General features: G+C 55.9%; 15 protein-coding genes. 10 read left to right on the forward strand and 5 right to left on the reverse strand.

Annotated features, from left to right (window positions below):
• Positions 1-118: 118 nt before the first annotated feature.
• The gene (gene dnaB / locus CBE72_RS07990) at positions 119-1,525 is read left to right on the forward strand and encodes a replicative DNA helicase (RefSeq protein WP_025009346.1); all 1,407 of its coding nucleotides are present in this window, start codon (positions 119-121) and stop codon (positions 1,523-1,525) included.
• 68 nt (positions 1,526-1,593) lie between these two features.
• The gene (gene alr, locus CBE72_RS07995) at positions 1,594-2,670 is read left to right on the forward strand and encodes an alanine racemase (protein WP_025009347.1); all 1,077 of its coding nucleotides are present in this window, start codon (positions 1,594-1,596) and stop codon (positions 2,668-2,670) included.
• Between the two features lie 56 nt (positions 2,671-2,726).
• On the opposite strand, the gene CBE72_RS08000 is transcribed toward alr, so the two are convergent.
• The 4 genes from CBE72_RS08000 to dsrO all read right to left on the reverse strand — a co-directional run bounded on the left by CBE72_RS08000 (position 2,727) and on the right by dsrO (position 8,292).
• Positions 2,727-3,194, reverse strand: a complete 468-nt coding sequence (locus tag CBE72_RS08000; protein WP_062793554.1) for a chemotaxis protein CheX — start codon at positions 3,192-3,194, stop codon at positions 2,727-2,729.
• Between the two features lie 181 nt (positions 3,195-3,375).
• Complete coding sequence (locus CBE72_RS08005; protein WP_100143085.1) at positions 3,376-6,486, reverse strand: tetrathionate reductase subunit A; 3,111 nt, start codon at positions 6,484-6,486, stop codon at positions 3,376-3,378.
• Positions 6,486-7,559: an NrfD/PsrC family molybdoenzyme membrane anchor subunit gene (nrfD, locus tag CBE72_RS08010; RefSeq protein WP_100143086.1), complete on the reverse strand. Its 1,074-nt coding sequence runs from the start codon at positions 7,557-7,559 to the stop codon at positions 6,486-6,488. Before nrfD ends, CBE72_RS08005 begins: the two co-directional genes overlap by 1 nt.
• Complete coding sequence (gene dsrO, locus CBE72_RS08015) at positions 7,549-8,292, reverse strand: sulfate reduction electron transfer complex DsrMKJOP subunit DsrO (RefSeq protein ID WP_025009348.1); 744 nt, start codon at positions 8,290-8,292, stop codon at positions 7,549-7,551. Before dsrO ends, nrfD begins: the two co-directional genes overlap by 11 nt.
• Before the next feature lie 214 nt (positions 8,293-8,506).
• On the opposite strand from dsrO, the gene CBE72_RS08020 reads away from it, so the two are divergent.
• The 7 genes from CBE72_RS08020 to CBE72_RS08050 all read left to right on the forward strand — a co-directional run bounded on the left by CBE72_RS08020 (position 8,507) and on the right by CBE72_RS08050 (position 13,916).
• Positions 8,507-10,318, forward strand: a complete 1,812-nt coding sequence (locus CBE72_RS08020) for a sensor histidine kinase (RefSeq protein WP_100143176.1) — start codon at positions 8,507-8,509, stop codon at positions 10,316-10,318.
• Between the two features lie 26 nt (positions 10,319-10,344).
• Positions 10,345-10,989, forward strand: a complete 645-nt coding sequence (locus tag CBE72_RS08025; protein ID WP_100143087.1) for a response regulator transcription factor — start codon at positions 10,345-10,347, stop codon at positions 10,987-10,989.
• A 65-nt stretch (positions 10,990-11,054) separates the two neighbouring features.
• The gene (locus CBE72_RS08030) at positions 11,055-11,528 is read left to right on the forward strand and encodes a DUF4124 domain-containing protein (protein ID WP_100143088.1); all 474 of its coding nucleotides are present in this window, start codon (positions 11,055-11,057) and stop codon (positions 11,526-11,528) included.
• A gap of 168 nt (positions 11,529-11,696) precedes the next feature.
• Positions 11,697-12,680, forward strand: coding sequence for a tRNA dihydrouridine(20/20a) synthase DusA (gene dusA, locus CBE72_RS08035; RefSeq protein ID WP_100143089.1), 984 nt, complete (start codon positions 11,697-11,699; stop codon positions 12,678-12,680).
• A 243-nt stretch (positions 12,681-12,923) separates the two neighbouring features.
• Positions 12,924-13,223, forward strand: a complete 300-nt coding sequence (locus CBE72_RS08040) for a hypothetical protein (protein WP_100143090.1) — start codon at positions 12,924-12,926, stop codon at positions 13,221-13,223.
• A 127-nt stretch (positions 13,224-13,350) separates the two neighbouring features.
• Positions 13,351-13,545, forward strand: a complete 195-nt coding sequence (locus CBE72_RS08045; protein WP_100143091.1) for a PspC domain-containing protein — start codon at positions 13,351-13,353, stop codon at positions 13,543-13,545.
• Positions 13,542-13,916, forward strand: a complete 375-nt coding sequence (locus CBE72_RS08050) for a hypothetical protein (protein ID WP_157929050.1) — start codon at positions 13,542-13,544, stop codon at positions 13,914-13,916. Before CBE72_RS08045 ends, CBE72_RS08050 begins: the two co-directional genes overlap by 4 nt.
• 65 nt (positions 13,917-13,981) lie before the next feature.
• Here CBE72_RS08050 and CBE72_RS08055 read toward each other — a convergent pair whose 3' ends face one another.
• The gene (locus CBE72_RS08055) at positions 13,982-14,722 is read right to left on the reverse strand and encodes an enoyl-CoA hydratase (protein WP_025886877.1); all 741 of its coding nucleotides are present in this window, start codon (positions 14,720-14,722) and stop codon (positions 13,982-13,984) included.
• A 52-nt stretch (positions 14,723-14,774) separates the two neighbouring features.
• On the opposite strand from CBE72_RS08055, the gene CBE72_RS08060 reads away from it, so the two are divergent.
• Positions 14,775-15,239 (forward strand): copper chaperone PCu(A)C, encoded by a 465-nt coding sequence (locus CBE72_RS08060; protein ID WP_167387654.1) that lies wholly within the window; start codon positions 14,775-14,777, stop codon positions 15,237-15,239.
• The last annotated feature ends 7 nt before the right edge of the window (positions 15,240-15,246 follow it).

Consider the following 15,246-nt stretch of genomic DNA (forward strand, 5'->3'; position numbering starts at 1 on the left):
TTTATAGTTAGTGTCCGTTTGGATATGAAAAACAGGTGATTGTAGGTGTAAAATTCCTGTTCTGATTGAACCGGGTTTTATATCACATTTTGCCTGATTGTTGGAGAGTTGGAGATTTATGCAACAGCAAGGTGCCTTTAAGGCCAAAGACAAGCGAAGAGACGTCCAGGTTGACGCGCTCAAGCTGCCTCCCCATTCCATTGAGGCGGAGCAATCCGTGCTCGGGGGACTGATGCTGGATGCAGAGGCCTGGGACAAGGTGTCCGAGGCCGTGGTCAGAGAAGACTTTTACTCCCGTTCCCACAGGCTGATTTTTGGTGCCATGCAAAAGCTGGTAGAAAACGGCCAACCCATAGATTTGATTACGGTTTCAGAACAACTGGAACTGACTGACGAGCTGGAAGATGCCGGTGGTTTTACCTATCTGGGTGAGATCGCCAAGAATACCCCCAGCGCCGGTAATATTCTTTCCTACGCCGAAATCGTGCGCGAGCGTGCCGTGGTGCGGGAGATGATCCGGGTAGCACATGAGATTGCCGACGCAGGTTACAACCCAGAGGGGCGGGACTCAGGCGCCTTGCTGGACTTGGCCGAAACCAAGGTGTTCAAGATAGCCGAGCAGCGCGCCAACGCCAACGAGGGCCCGGAGGGGATCAAGACCATCCTCGAAAAAACCGTCGACAAGATTGAGCAGCTGTACAACAACCCGCACAACGGTGTGACCGGGGTATCCAGCGGCTTCTCCGATCTGGATAAGATGACCGCAGGTTTCCAGTCCGGTGACCTGATCATTGTCGCGGCCCGTCCTTCCATGGGTAAGACCACCTTTGCGATGAACCTGTGTGAATACGCGGCGCTCAATGAAAACAAGCCAGTGCTTATTTTCAGTCTCGAGATGCCCTCGGAACAGATCATGATGCGTATGCTGGCGTCGCTTGGCCGGGTAGATCAGACCAAGATACGTACCGGCCAGTTGGATGATGATGATTGGGCGCGGGTGTCCTCTACCATGGGGATCATGCTCGAGCAGGGCAAGATGTATATCGATGACAGCTCGGGCCTGACGCCGACCGAAGTGCGCAGCAGGGCCAGGCGTATCGCCCGGGAATACGGCGGTCTGTCTATGATCATGGTCGACTACCTGCAGTTGATGCAGGTGCCGGCGCTGGCCGATAACCGGACCCTGGAAATTGCTGAAATCTCCCGCTCGCTCAAGGCCCTGGCCAAGGAGCTGGAGATCCCGGTGATCGCCCTGTCACAGCTGAACCGCTCATTGGAGCAAAGGGCCGATAAACGCCCGGTAAACTCTGACTTGCGTGAATCCGGCTCTATCGAGCAGGATGCGGACCTTATCATGTTTATTTATCGTGACGAGGTGTATAACGACGATTCGCCCGATAAAGGCACGGCAGAGATCATCATAGGTAAGCAACGTAACGGCCCCATCGGCCGGGTCAGGCTGACTTTCCAGGGGATGTTCTCCCGTTTTGACAATTACGCCGGTCCGCAATTTGAAGAGGACTAAACCTCTGCGGACGGTTTTCCCGGCGCGGCCAGAGAGCGCGCCATCCAATCCAAGATTGAAGGTAAGCTTTGAAACCCTTTCCCAGAGCAGAGATTAGCAGCCGGGCGCTGCAACATAATCTGGCCAGGCTGCGTGAGATCGCGCCCGCCAGCAAAGTTATTGCTGTCGTCAAGGCCAACGGCTATGGCCACGGCTCACTGAACGTGGCCAAGAGCCTGAGCAGTGCTGACGGCTTCGGTCTGGCGCGGCTCGAAGAAGCGTTGGAGCTCAGGGCCGGTGGCGTAACGGCCAAGCTGTTGTTGCTCGAAGGTTTTTTTCGCAGTACTGAGTTGCCTCTACTGGTTAAGCATGACATAGACACTGTGGTGCATCATGAGTCGCAGTTGCAGATGCTGGAGCAAGCCAAGCTGGATAAGCCGGTAACTGTGTGGCTCAAGGTCGACAGCGGCATGCACAGATTGGGTTTTCGCAGCGACGAGTTTAGCGAAGTGTATCAGCGGCTGCTGGATTGCCCGCAAGTGGCCAAGCCCATCAATCTGATGACCCATTTCGCCTGCGCCGATGAGCCGGACAATGACTATACCCGCAAGCAGTTGGAGCATTTCAACCAGCTCACCGCCGGGTTGGATGGCGACCGCAGTCTGGCCAACTCGGCCGGTGCCCTCTATTGGCCCAGCAGCCAGCAAAACTGGATTCGCCCGGGTATCGCCCTCTATGGGGTGTCGCCAGTTGTCGGTGACCGAGGCGCCAACCACGACCTGCAACCGGCCATGAGTCTGGTGTCACAACTGATAGCCGTGCGCGAGCACAAGGCCGGGGAGAGCGTGGGCTACGGGAGTTTTTGGCGCTCATCAAGGGATACCCGCCTCGGCGTGGTGGCCATAGGTTATGGTGATGGTTATCCTCGCAATGCCCCCGAGGGCACGCCTGTGCTGATCAATGGTCGCCGGGTGCCTGTGGTTGGCAGGGTGTCCATGGATATGCTGACTGTGGATCTGGGGCCGGATGCCCGGGATGCGGTCGGTGATGATGCCCTCTTGTGGGGGCCGGCGTTACCGGTGGAAGAGGTAGCGGCTCATATCGAAACCGTGGCCTATGAACTGGTGACCAAGTTGACTCCCAGAGTGGCCGTCTGCCTCGATTGAATGAGTCATGCCATTGAGTTGGCAAACACTAAAGGGCGCCTCGGCGCCCTTTGTCATTATTGATTCTCGAAACAGATCTCTATGTAGGCCGAGCCCTTGGGAGCGACAAAAGGCATGATGATCTTCTTGCCCTGGGCCTGATGGGAAATCTTGTGGCCTATGCCGGAAACCACCACAGGGGTGGCCATTTCAAACTCATAGCCTTTGTCCGACAGCAGGTTCTTGGCGCCGCCGGTCACCATGTTGGTGATCTCCCCTACCAGATCTGTCACTTCTTCATTGATATTGCCGGGATTTTCTCCCAGCATATTTTGCATTATCTCCAGGATCAGTCCTTGCTCAAAGGTGATCGACAGCGATCCTTTAGTCTGTGGCCCCACCATACCGATAAGTCCGGAGACATCACCCTTGGCCAGGTTGTCTGTCTTGAGTCTGGGCTTACCCGGGGTCAACTGCATGTTGGCCATGGTGGAAACCACATTGAGAAGTGACTGAAGAAAGGGATTGATAAAAGTGACATTCATGCCGGATTTGTTCCTCTTGCTGCCTAGGGAATTGCAGATAGCGTAAGGCTAATCCATAAGCGGTTTCACTCCCGCCCACTGGATCACACTCTTATTAGCTTAGAACAATGGCTTGGGCTCTGTGGCGATTTCTTGCCCGGAAAAACTGTGCCCGGCATAAAAACCGGGCACAGCGCGAGCTTCAGGAGACTTTTTCGATTTTCGCCGGTAGCCCCTGGCGGGCCGAGGCGCCGCTGGCCCAATCCACCAGAGGATAGGAACCCGAACGGCTGGGATCCAGCACTGCGAGATCGTTGAGGTTAACCCCGGCGCGGATCAGCGGATTGGCTGCAACCTGCTTGCCATCTATGCTGAATGCCCGCGCGCCGAGCTCCTTGTGACCAAAGCCGTGTTCAATGGCGATGCACTCCGGGTGCACACCGGCGACGCATTCCACCAGTGCTAGTACACTGCCGTTGGGGGTGCTGATTTTCACTGTATCCCCTGTGGCTATGCCCAATCTTTGGGCCGTGTCTTTATTGATCCGCACCGGATTATTGGGGTGCACTTGCCTGAGCCTGTCAGAGCCGATACTCATGGAGCTCATGGTGTGTGACTTGTAGCTCGACAGCAACATGGGCCAGGACTGGCGGTCGAAGGCTTGCCTGAGCTCTGTGCCATCGACCAGGCGTTGACCATAACTGCGCGGACAACCACTGAGAAACTCGCCGCTCTGGGAGTGACGGCGACTGCCCACCTGGGGGTTCCACAACATCATCGGCTTGGGCCAGACCTTGGTGGGGTTGCCTTCGGCGTCCCTGGCCTTGTTCATTGATTCGAAACGGCCACCGCGGGCATAGAGATAAGCCACCCTGGATGCTTCCTCTTCGCCGAGACGGGCCTTGAGTTCGGGAATGATCCTGGCAACCCCGGACCAATAGAGATCTTCCTTGCCGATGGCGGGGACTTTCTCTCCCAACCAGGCGACGTTGGCGGCGCCGTAGAGAGAAAAGTCGGCGGCGCGAGTCAGCGGGTGGCGTGTGCCATCATGGGCCAGCACCGCATTTTCACCGAAGCCGGGCAAGGCCAGCGCCATGGCAATCCGGGTAAGAAAGCTTTCCATGCACACGGGATCGCCATCCACTGTGTGCTCCACCCTGGGTTTGACTATCGGCCAGCGGCCGGTGGCTATCTTGGTCATGGTGCCCTGCCAGGCCGAGGTCCAGCCCCAGGACTCATAGGTGAGGGTGTCCGGCACTATATAGTCGGATAACGCCGTGGTTTCGTTGATAAAGCTGTCGATACTGATAAACAGCGGCAGCACCTTGGGGTCTTTGAGCTTATCGCCTATGGCGGCACCGAGCCCGGCCTGACCATAGACAGGGTTGCCCATATGGTTGATCCAGGCCTTGAGCGAATAAGGGTAACCGTTGACCGCCGCGGTTAGATGCTCGCTCAACATGGGCGCCGAGATCGGGAACCAGGGCTCCTTTGCCGGGTAGGGGGACTCGCCGGCCTGCTGCTTGCGCTTGTATTCCGAGCTTTTTTCATAGGGGAAACGGGAGCGCGACAGGAATACTCCCTTGGGCTGCACCATGCCGTCAAACTCGGCCAGATTGTAGCGTGGGCCTTTGCCGAAGGCCGGGAAAGTACCGCCCTTGGCTAGCGCGCCGCCCTTTTGGTTGATATTGCCTATCATGGCGTTGAGCATCATGATGGCCCAGGCGGTATAGAAGCCATCACTGCTCATGGTGCCGCCGTGGCTGATCACCGCGGCCTTGCTGCCATGGCTGGTGAACTTGTTGGCCAGGGCTTCAATCTCATCGACCGGCACATCGCATTCGGCGCTGTATTGCGCCAATGTCTTGAGCCGGGCCGATTCGGCCAGCAGGCTGAAACTGCTCTTGCAGGCCAGGCTCTGGCCATTTTGGCCTGTGAGTCTGCGGTCCACTTCGAGCTGCGCCTTGGGGCAGACCTCGGCGGCCATGGGTTCACCGCTGACGGCGTCCAGCACCAGCAAGGGGTCTTCATCACCGAAAGGCTTGCCGCTGAAGGCCAACCCCAATTCGCTGGCGTGCAGATATTGGCCGTATCTCGGATGCGCCTGGTCTGAATGCACCAGGAAACCGGCATTACTGAAACCGCGGAAACCGGCGGCTTTGGCGGCCTTGGCATTGGGAGCACTGAGAAACTCGGCGCTGTAGCGCTGATTGTCGATGATCCAGCGCAGCATAGCCATCGCCAGCGAGGCGTCTGTGGCCGGGCGGATCGGCAACCAGACGTTGTCCGGCGCCGACGCCAGATTGGAGGTGTTGGGCAGCATGGGCGAAACCACAACATAGCTGAAGTTGCGGTTGTTGACCCTGGCATTGGCCATTTGCCGCGCTTGGCGCTTGAAGGGGTTGCCGGATTGCTGCGGTGAAGTGCCGATGAACAGTAGAAACTCGGCATGATCCCAGTCCGGTTTCAAGTGGGCGTACTTTTTCAGATCGTCCAGCAAGGCGCCGGCACCAGCCCGATAGCTGAAGCCACAGTAAGAGCCGTGGTTGGCAAAGTTACGGGTGCCGAAGCTGTTGAAGGTAAAGCGTTTTATCAGCGTGTCCCGCCCCTCATCCGAGGCGTTGCTGACCAATAGCTGATTGGCCTTGGGACCATATTCAGGATTGGCTGGATCCAAAGGCGTGTTGAGATCGCGAATCGCCCTGAGTCCATCCACATGGCCTTCACCAAACAGATCGCCACCTTCGACAACCTCTTTGAGCAACTGCTCGAATGCTATGCTCTGCCACTGGCCCGAACCTCTGGGGCCGACCCGTTTCAGGCAGCGTGTTACCCGATAGGGGCTGTCCAGTAACTCCAGCATGGCGTTGCCGCGGGCGCAGGCGGTGGAACGCCCGGCAAGCCCCTGTTCTTGCCAGGCGCTGGTAGCCACCAGGGCATCGCGCACCGGGGTGTCAAAGTCCAGGTGTTCACGGGCCGACAGTGGATGATAAGGGTTACCACTGATACGGATAATGCTGTCGGTTTCATTATCGATACGGGCCCGCACCCCGCATTTGGTCCAGCAGCCGAAACACATGGTATTGGCCAGACGCTGGTTGTCATTGGCGCTCAGTTGGCCGCTATTCAGGTCGACCTTGAGCTCAGGTGCCAGCGAGTTGCCATGAATCGCTTCTTGGGTATTTTTGCCCGAGCTGCCATTGACCAGGCCCTTGCCCAGCTGGGTTAGGGTGTGGCTGTAGCCCGCAACAAATAGTCCGGTACCACCTGTGATGGCAGCCCCTTTGATAAAACGGCGTTTACTCTTGTCCATTATGCGGCTCCTTTCAGTCCGGTGGCAGACTGACGTATCAGTTCGGAAATCAGGGTGATCAGGGCCAGCCAAAGGCCAAAGGTACCCAGGATCCCCAGCAGCCCCTGTGGGCCCCAGGGCAGTTCATAGAAGTAGGTGCCGGCGCCATACTTGGGATCCGTCTGCGCCTGGATAAGCACCAGCCAGCGAAAGCCCCAAGCCAGGTGGATGGCGGCAAAGCTGCCAAACAGCAAGGCCCAGCGGGGCAGATGTCTGAAGGCCAGCAGCAGCGCCAACAAGGCCAGGGTTGCCAGCACCCAGATAGCGGCCAGTTGCCAACTGGGGCTGTCGCCGAGCAGTAATCTGGCTTCATTGGCGCTGTTGCCGCCACTGATAGCCCAGCCGATAAGCAACAGGGCAAACAGGGCGAAAGAGCCACGCAGCCAGAGCAGCAGCTGTTTGTCTGTCTCCTGCTTATGGCCATTGAACAGGCGGTTGAGCCAAATCAGCATGCCGCTGCCGGCGGCCAGGGCGCTGGCGGCGAACAGAGGCGGCAGCCAGTAGCTGTGCCACAGCGGTCTGGCCTTGATCGCCATGGTTTCCATGCCGGTGTAGAGGGCGATACTCAGGCCGCTGAGCAGGGCAACCCAGGCCAGAGGCTTGAGCCAGGGCTCTCCTTGCCAGTTTCCCAGTCGTAACCAGTATCCCAGGCGGCTCCAGCCATCTTTGGGCTGAGTCGGAAGGGAAGGGCGCAGCAAGAGGTAGGCAAAGGCCAGCGCCGCTGCCATAAATAGCGGCAGTAACCAAGCGCCATACCACATCCAGGAATCCGGTCTGAGCTGCATATAGAAATGCCAGGCGCGGGCGGGTTGGTGCAGATCGGCCAAGAGTGCTACAGGTGCCACTATGGCTGTGCTGAGGATCAGGCTGCCGCAGAGTGTCAGCAGGCGCTTATCCTTGGCGCCGGGGCGGATAATGGTTAGCGCCGCAATCCACACCGCGGAATAGGCCAGTCCCATCATAAAGAAGTATTGCACCGCCCAGGGTAACCAGGTGATGGCGATATCCGGGGTCAAGATCTCTTTAATGTCCATGGTGCAACTCCTCTCCAGTGGCGGTCATCAGGCTGCGAACCGGTGCTTCGCCGCGGATCCTTTCTTCAAATGCGGCTGTCATCCCCAGGTAGAATACGCAGGGCGAGGTTTCGGCCGAGGGCTTGAGTACCTTGATCTCGTCTCTGTGCTCGGCCAGCATGCGACTGATTTGGCTGCCGGGATCGTTGAGATCGCCGATGATCCTGGCTTCACCGACACAAGTTTCGACGCAGGCCGGCAGCAAGCCCGCCTCCAGCCGATGGGCGCAGAAGGTGCACTTGTCGGCGGTGTTGGTGTCATGGTTGATAAAGCGCGCATCATAGGGGCAGGCCTGGACACAGTAACCGCAACCGACACACCAGTGGCTGTCGACCACCACTATGCCGTCCTGGCGCTGAAATGTGGCGCCAGTGGGGCAAACCGGGATGCAGGGGGGATTTTCGCAGTGGTTGCAGAGCCTGGGCAGCATCATAAAGGCGCTTTCCTGCCCTTGGGTCACTTCATACTGGTTGACTGTGGTACGAAACTGTCCCAGTGGGGGTTGGTTTTCTATGGTGCAGGCGACAGTACAAGCCTGGCAACCAACGCAGCGGCGCAGATCGATCAGCATGCCATAGCGTTTGCCACTGGTTGCCTGGGGCTTGGAAGTCGATGCCTGGGCGACGGGCAAAAACGCAGCTCCGGCGCTGATGGCGGCGATTTGCCCCAGTAGTTGACGTTTACTCTTGTCCATACAGACTCCTGAGTCTTGCGGTGATTGGAAACCCACCGGGCTCCTGTTGCCTGTATTCTCGGCAACTGGCGCCCTTGGTCTCTATAGTGGTTTTCCACATATCGGGGCCGCTATTGATCCAGCGCAAGAAATTGAGGCTAGAATGGCGGGCAGACTGATGTTGCCCCTGCCGCTTGTGGCCGCTACATTTCCTAACCGGAGCCAAAATCAAGAGATGAGAACCCTGTATCTGCTGTGTTATCTGTTTGCGACTGTACTGCTCAGCCATTGGCCGTCAGCTGCGGTAGCGACTGAGCCGTTGCCGGTATCAGGCCCAGCCATGACAAGCGGAGCGCTGACCGATAAGGCGGTGGTGGATATAGGTGTGTTGGCTACCCGGGGCTACAGCGATAGCATCAACCGCTGGCAACCCACCATGAATTGGCTCGAGCAGCAGATCCCGGGATATTACTTTCGCCTGCACCCTTTGACGCTGGAGCAGCTATCGCAGGCGGTGGCCGCCCAGGAGCTGGACTTTGTGATCACCAATCCGGGCCAATCAGTGCTGTTGGCGCGGCAATATTCCTTAAGCTGGCTGGCGACCCTCAAGAGCCGCCTCAATGCCGGTGAGCCGATGCAGGTGGGGTCGGCGCTGGTGGTAAGAAGCGAGTCCAGCCTGCAACATCTGCAAGATCTCAGGCACAAGCGCCTGGGGATAGTCTCGACCCAGGCCTTCGGCGGCTACCTGACCTTGGTGTATGAAGCGCGGCTCAAGCAGATAGATCTGCCAAGCTATGTGGCCGAGATCCAATCTTTGGGGTTTCCGCTGGATAATCTGCTCTATCGCCTGCGCGATGGCAGTATAGACGCCGCCGTGGTGCCAGTCTGCCAGTTGGAGCAGATGGCGGCGGAGGGGCTTATCGATGCCGGGCACTATCGGGTGCTGGATAACCAGGCGCCGGCAGGGTTTGCCTGCGAGGTGTCTACCCGCCTCTATCCCAACTGGTCTATGGCCAAGACCAGCCGTGCCGGTCAGGGGCTGGCCAAGCAGTTGACCCTGGCCCTATTGGCACTGCCGGAGGACAGTGAGGCGGCCAAAATGTCCGGCTCGCTGGGGTGGACCACGGCGGTCAGTCAACTGGCCATTGATAAGCTGCTCAAGGATCTGGACCTGCACCCATTGCAGGCGCCTTGGTGGCAAAGGGCGTTGCAGTGGCTCAAGGCCCACAGTCATTGGGGCTGGAGCTTGCTGGCGCTGCTGGTGCTGCTCAACGGTTATCACTTCTGGCTCGAATACAGTTTCAGTCGCCGCGGCCGGGAACTGGCCAAGGCCCAGCGGCAACTGAGTGAAAACCTCAGTCTGCTGGAACATGCCCAGCGGGCGGCGGTGGCCGGTGAACTGGGTGCCAGCCTGGCCCATGAGCTGAACCAACCTTTGGCGGCCATAGGCAACTATTGCCACGGCGCCAGTGTCAGGCTGCAACAGGGGCAACTGGACAAATTGCCGCTGGCACTGGAACAGATACAGTCGGAAGTGGGCCGCGCCCACGGTATCATTCAAAGGCTCAGGGGGCTTTTGAAAAAGCGCCCGCCGCAAAAACAGTTGCAGCCGTTCAGCCCCTTGCTGAGCGAGACGCTGACTCTGCTGGGGCATGAACTGGAGAAACAAGCGATCCGCGTCGATTGGCAGATTGTCGGCGAAGAAAGCCCCATGCAACTGGATACAGTCGCCATGCAGCAACTCTTGTTGAATCTGCTTAAGAATGCCATCGAAGCCTTGGCTGAAGAACCTAAGGCCGAGCGAATTATTGCGCTGCGGCTGGATTATCAATCTCAGCCCGGCAAGCTCTTGCTGGAAGTGCAGGACAATGGCCCAGGGCTTAAACAGGATGGCAAGAGCCTGATGCAGGCCTTTACCAGTACCAAGACAGATGGCCTGGGGCTGGGGCTGGTGATCTGCCGCGAAATCGCCGAGAGCCATGGCGGCAGCATCAGTCTGCTGCAGCCGCCTGAGGGCGGTTGTCTGGTCACTGTGGTGCTGGCTTAAACCCGTTTTGCCAAGGAGAAAGAAAAATGCCGGGACAATTTGCGGCCCAAAACAGTTCACCGACTGATGACAAGCGTCAGTCAGTCTATCTGGTGGATGACGATGATTCGGTGCGGCGTTCGTTGGGATTTATGCTGGAAGGCTATGGTTTTGAGGTGCAGGCCTTTGAAGATGCCGAGCATTTTCTCAAGGCGCAGCTGTTGGATCTGCCCGGCTGCCTGATCCTCGATATGCGTATGCCAGGGCTCAGTGGGGCGCAGCTGCAGCAACTGCTCAACGAGCGTAATAGCCCGCTGGCGGTGATCTTTCTCACCGGCCATGGCGACGTGCCGCTGGCGGTGGATGCACTTAAATCCGGCGCGGTGGACTTTTTTCAAAAACCTGCCGATGGCGCTCGCCTGGCCGAGGCGGTCACCAAGGCGCTGAGTCACTCTGCTGAAATCGCCAAGCGCCGAAAGCTGCAAGGCATCTACCAGGCGCTGACTCCGAGGGAGAAAGAGATATTGCATCTCATCGCCAAGGGCTATAAGAACCAGCAAATAGCCGACGAACTCTGCATCGCCATGCGCACAGTGGAGATCCACAGATCCAACCTGATGAAGGGCATGCAGGTGAGCTCACTGGCTGAAATGTTGTTGATTTATGCCGGGATAAAGACTGAAACCTATTAAACCGAGAACTACCTTGCATTGTTGATGATATGTTATCATTTGTGGGTTGGATAATAGGTGGATCTATGGATAGAAAAATCATATTACTGGCGACAGCTGGGCTTGTACCTTTTTCTCAAGCAGCTGTCTATAAATGCGAAATTGACGATAAGGTTATTTTTTCACAGGACCCATGTGATGCAGGTTCAGAAGAAATAGATCTTAGTAATATTGGGAGCGTGGTTAGTCGGCAGGATTCTGTTCCTGAGGGCACTTTATCTAGTTTACGAGAAGATATAGATACTTATGTAAAGGCGCAGGATATTCAACGTAAAATAGATGAACTTGAGTATGACAGGCGTCAGGTGTTTAAAGAGCGGGATAAGCGTATAAGGCAGTTGCAGCATAGCAGGGCCTTCGCCAGTAACAACCTTGCCGGGGCTAAGTGGGAGCAAAGTTTGGCTCAGGAGATGTCTGCTATTACTCAAGCTGCGGATTCGAGAGTGACCTCAATCGATAGGCAAATCGCGGAGCTTAAACAAGAATTGAAAAGTATGTAAGTTGATATTATTTCAATCCCTTTGGGTGGGTGATTGCTTTCCGATGGGGTTAATGAAGGGGTTTGTTGTTTCATTATAGTGACAATTGCTTTTACATGTTTCTGCAGCTGTCGTTTTGTGGCCGCAGAGGGTAAAATAGCGGCCCATTTTTGCGTACCGGATCTGTGAATGCCAAGCCCTATCGATGCCAACCGCCGTTTTTCCATTGCCCCCATGCTGGATTGGACGGACCGCCATTATCGTTACTTTGCCCGGCTGATGTCGAGTCAGACTCTGCTCTACACTGAGATGGTGACCACAGGCGCGATACTGCATGGCAAGGGCGATTATCTGGCTTATAACCAGGAAGAGCACCCGTTGGCATTGCAATTGGGTGGATCCAATGTTGAGGATCTGGCCCGCTGCGCCGAAATCGCCCAGCAAAGGGGGTATGACGAAGTCAACCTCAATGTGGGATGCCCTTCGGATAGAGTACAGAACGGCCGCTTTGGCGCTTGTTTGATGGAAGAGCCCGAGCTGGTGGCCCATTGCGTTGATGCCATGCGCCAGAAGGTGGATATCCCGGTGACGGTCAAGACCCGCATCGGCATAGATGATAAGGATTCCTACGAATTTCTTTGTGACTTCATTACCAAGGTGAGTGCTGCAGGCTGCGATACTTTTATCGTTCATGCCCGCAAGGCCTGGTTGCAGGGGCTTAGTCCCAAGGAAAACCGTGAGATCCCGCCATTGGATTATCCCAGGGTGTATCAATTGAAGCAGGATTTTCCCGGCCTGCAGATCAGCATCAATGGTGGTATCAAGAGCTTTGAAGAGATGCATGCCCATCTGGCCCAGCTGGATGGGGTGATGGTGGGGCGCGAAGCCTACCAGAATCCCTATCTGCTGGCCGAGGTGGATCAGAAGATCTTTGGCCTCGATAGCCAGGTTATGAGTCGCGATCAGGTGGTGGATGCCATGTTGCCCTATGTGGAAGCTCATCTGCAGTCGGGCGGCCGCTTGAATCATATCAGCAGACACATGACAGGCTTGTATCAGGGGATCCCCGGCTCTCGCAGTTGGCGCCGTCATCTGAGCGAGAATGCCCACAAGCCGGGGGCAGGCATAGAAGTGTTACTGCAGGCTCGTGAAATGATGCACAGCGGAGTTTGACCTTGCTGTAATACCCGAGTGGTGAAAATCGCTATGGTGATAGTGCTTTTTACCAACAGATAGGGAATTGCTGTGTTTTTGTGCTGCTACGGTCAGTCATTCTGGGTTAATGATTGGCCGTTTTTGTTTTTTATTTCATTTAATATCATATCCTTAATCGAAAATTTTCCCAGTTGGCACGCCCTTTGAATTAGTCATCTTGACCGCTGACCCGCTCAGCTTAACCAGAAAGGGATGACAAGCATGAAAACTTCCAACCTGACTATTCAATCTTTGCTGCTTGGCGTTGTTTTGGCCTCAGCCAGTGTTTCAGCCCAGGCCGATGTACTGCCTACTCAACCTATCCTCAGTGCTGTTGAACAGAACCTGAGCCAACAGGCCCAGACCATGTTGCTTAGTGCCAAGCGTGAAATGCTGGCCTCCCTGCAACAGGAACTGGAGCGTAGCGTGGCCCAACTGAGCGAGGAGATGACTCAAGAAACCCTGAGTCAGATCACCGAATTACCCGTGGAGACCAGTGTTCTGACCCAAGCCAACGATTGAGGTGCCTATGTGGATAAATAGCACTTTGGCACTACTGATGTTTCTGCCGTTGCTTGGCTACACTCTGGTGGCGTTGTTAGCCTGCGGTGCCCGGCAGATACAGTTAACGAGATAATCGGAGTCAGTTATGTTTGATTTGGAACGTACACTCAAGGGAAATTCTTCCATCGTCTGTGGCCTATGCCGCGATATGGCCGAGCGTTTTGGCTGGTCGGTATTCTGGACCCGAATTGTTGCCGCAATCATCACTCTGATGCACCCATTGCTCGGATTGACGGCTTACTTTGCCCTGGCACTGCTGTGGCCCAAGTGGGTGAAATGAGTATGTATAACAAGAGTCGAAACAAGCACAGAAGATATAGGTTGCTGTCTCAGTTACTGGTATGGAGCATTGTCGGCGCGCTGATCCTTATGGTCTCTCTGCTCAGCCGCGAGTTTATGTCAGTGGGGATTTGGGGTAGTCCGTTTTTATGGTTGGATGCCGAGAACTGGAGCTGGGTGTTGACCCTGATAACCGCGATGCTGGCATTGGTCTGGGCCGCAATGACTTTCAGTGTGTTGGCTGTGGTGTGCGTACTTTGTGTTGCTGCGGCATTACTGATGTTTATCAGCGGCTTTGCAATGATTTGGCCCGTTCTGATATTGGCATTGGCAGTATGGGGAATAGGCAAGTCCAGTCAATGGCAGGAGTAGTAGTGTTGCTGCGACTGGCTTGGTGTCAGCCCAGCCGCAGCAACATTGGATTCAGCCTCGATGATTTAACCTTTGTTGAGAAACTGGCGGAAAACCGCTTTGGCTTCATCGCTCTGCAGACGCTGGCCGAAGAGTTCCAACTCCTGGTGCATCTGGTGTTGTACCCGGCTCTTGTGTGGTCGCATAAGTTGTCTGGTGAGTTGCAGCGCCTGAGGTGGCTTGGAAGCCAGGGCCTTGGCCTTTTCCAGCGCATAAGGGAAGAGCTCCACCGGACTCAACATGCGGTTGATGAGTTTGAGATCCAGCGCCGTTTCGGCATCGAAACTCTCGCCCAGCAACAGCAGCTCAGAGGCCTTTTGGTAACCGACCAACTCAGGCAGTAGCAGGCTGGAGCCGGCTTCAGGCACCAGTGCCAGGTCGATAAAGGGCAAACGGAACTGGGCTGTGTTATCGGCATAGACCAGGTCACAATGCAGCAGCAGCGTGGTACCGATCCCGACAGCGGCTCCGCTTACAGCGGCGACCAAGGGCTTTTTCAGCTCCAGTAGGCAAAAGAGAAATCGCACTGCAGGATGGTTGGGGCCCAGATCCGGCTGCTTGAGAAAATCCGCCACATCATTGCCTGAAGTGAAGCAGTTTTCACTGCCTGTCAGCAGAAAGGCACGGATCTCGTTGTCCGCTTCCCCCTGGATCAGGTATTCTGTAAGCTGCTTATACATATCGAGATCGAGGGCGTTACGTTTATCCGGACGGTTAAAACGTATGATGCGTACACCCTGCTCATCCTGAACCTGAATCGTGCTCATTCGTTGTTTCCTTTGCTGACGAAATGGGTTTTACATGGAGTTTAAGACATAGATGGCGATATTCAAACAACTGTTTAAAGTTATCTTGCTGGCCGGCATCAGTGCCAGCGCCTTCGCCTCGAACATAATGCTCGAACAAGGATATATCCGGGCTATGCCCGCTTCAGTTCCCAATACGGCGGCGTATCTGACACTCAGCAACCATGGCGCGGCGACTGAGCTGGTTTCTGCCAGCACCCCAGTGGCCCGTGAAACCATGCTGCATACCCTGATTGAAGAAGATGGCCTGGTTAAAATGCGCCATGTGGCGGCTTTCCCGCTGCCTGAGCATGGCCAGTTGACGCTACAAAGCAGCGGCGATCACATCATGATCATGGGCCTCAAGGCACCGTTAGAGCTGGGGCAAAAAGTGCCTATGACACTGAGTTTTGCCAATGGTGAAACCCTCAATATCGAACTCGAAGTAAAATCCCCTCATGATGCTCCTGCAGCTCAAGAGCATCATCACCATCATTAAGGAGAAC

Source organism: Shewanella carassii (assembly GCF_002777975.1).
Taxonomy (GTDB): domain Bacteria; phylum Pseudomonadota; class Gammaproteobacteria; order Enterobacterales; family Shewanellaceae; genus Shewanella; species Shewanella carassii.

Coding starts and splice junctions, on each gene's coding strand:
- dnaB (WP_025009346.1), top strand. CDS start 119: ATGCAACAGCAAGGTGCCTTTAAGGCCAAAGACAAGCGAAGAGACGTC.
- CBE72_RS08060 (WP_167387654.1), top strand. CDS start 14,775: ATGGCGATATTCAAACAACTGTTTAAAGTTATCTTGCTGGCCGGCATC.
- CBE72_RS08040 (WP_100143090.1), top strand. CDS start 12,924: ATGAAAACTTCCAACCTGACTATTCAATCTTTGCTGCTTGGCGTTGTT.
- CBE72_RS08020 (WP_100143176.1), top strand. CDS start 8,507: ATGAGAACCCTGTATCTGCTGTGTTATCTGTTTGCGACTGTACTGCTC.
- CBE72_RS08045 (WP_100143091.1), top strand. CDS start 13,351: ATGTTTGATTTGGAACGTACACTCAAGGGAAATTCTTCCATCGTCTGT.
- CBE72_RS08025 (WP_100143087.1), top strand. CDS start 10,345: ATGCCGGGACAATTTGCGGCCCAAAACAGTTCACCGACTGATGACAAG.
- CBE72_RS08000 (WP_062793554.1), bottom strand. CDS start 3,194: ATGAATGTCACTTTTATCAATCCCTTTCTTCAGTCACTTCTCAATGTG.
- CBE72_RS08055 (WP_025886877.1), bottom strand. CDS start 14,722: ATGAGCACGATTCAGGTTCAGGATGAGCAGGGTGTACGCATCATACGT.
- CBE72_RS08030 (WP_100143088.1), top strand. CDS start 11,055: ATGGATAGAAAAATCATATTACTGGCGACAGCTGGGCTTGTACCTTTT.
- CBE72_RS08005 (WP_100143085.1), bottom strand. CDS start 6,486: ATGGACAAGAGTAAACGCCGTTTTATCAAAGGGGCTGCCATCACAGGT.
- nrfD (WP_100143086.1), bottom strand. CDS start 7,559: ATGGACATTAAAGAGATCTTGACCCCGGATATCGCCATCACCTGGTTA.
- dusA (WP_100143089.1), top strand. CDS start 11,697: ATGCCAAGCCCTATCGATGCCAACCGCCGTTTTTCCATTGCCCCCATG.
- dsrO (WP_025009348.1), bottom strand. CDS start 8,292: ATGGACAAGAGTAAACGTCAACTACTGGGGCAAATCGCCGCCATCAGC.
- CBE72_RS08050 (WP_157929050.1), top strand. CDS start 13,542: ATGAGTATGTATAACAAGAGTCGAAACAAGCACAGAAGATATAGGTTG.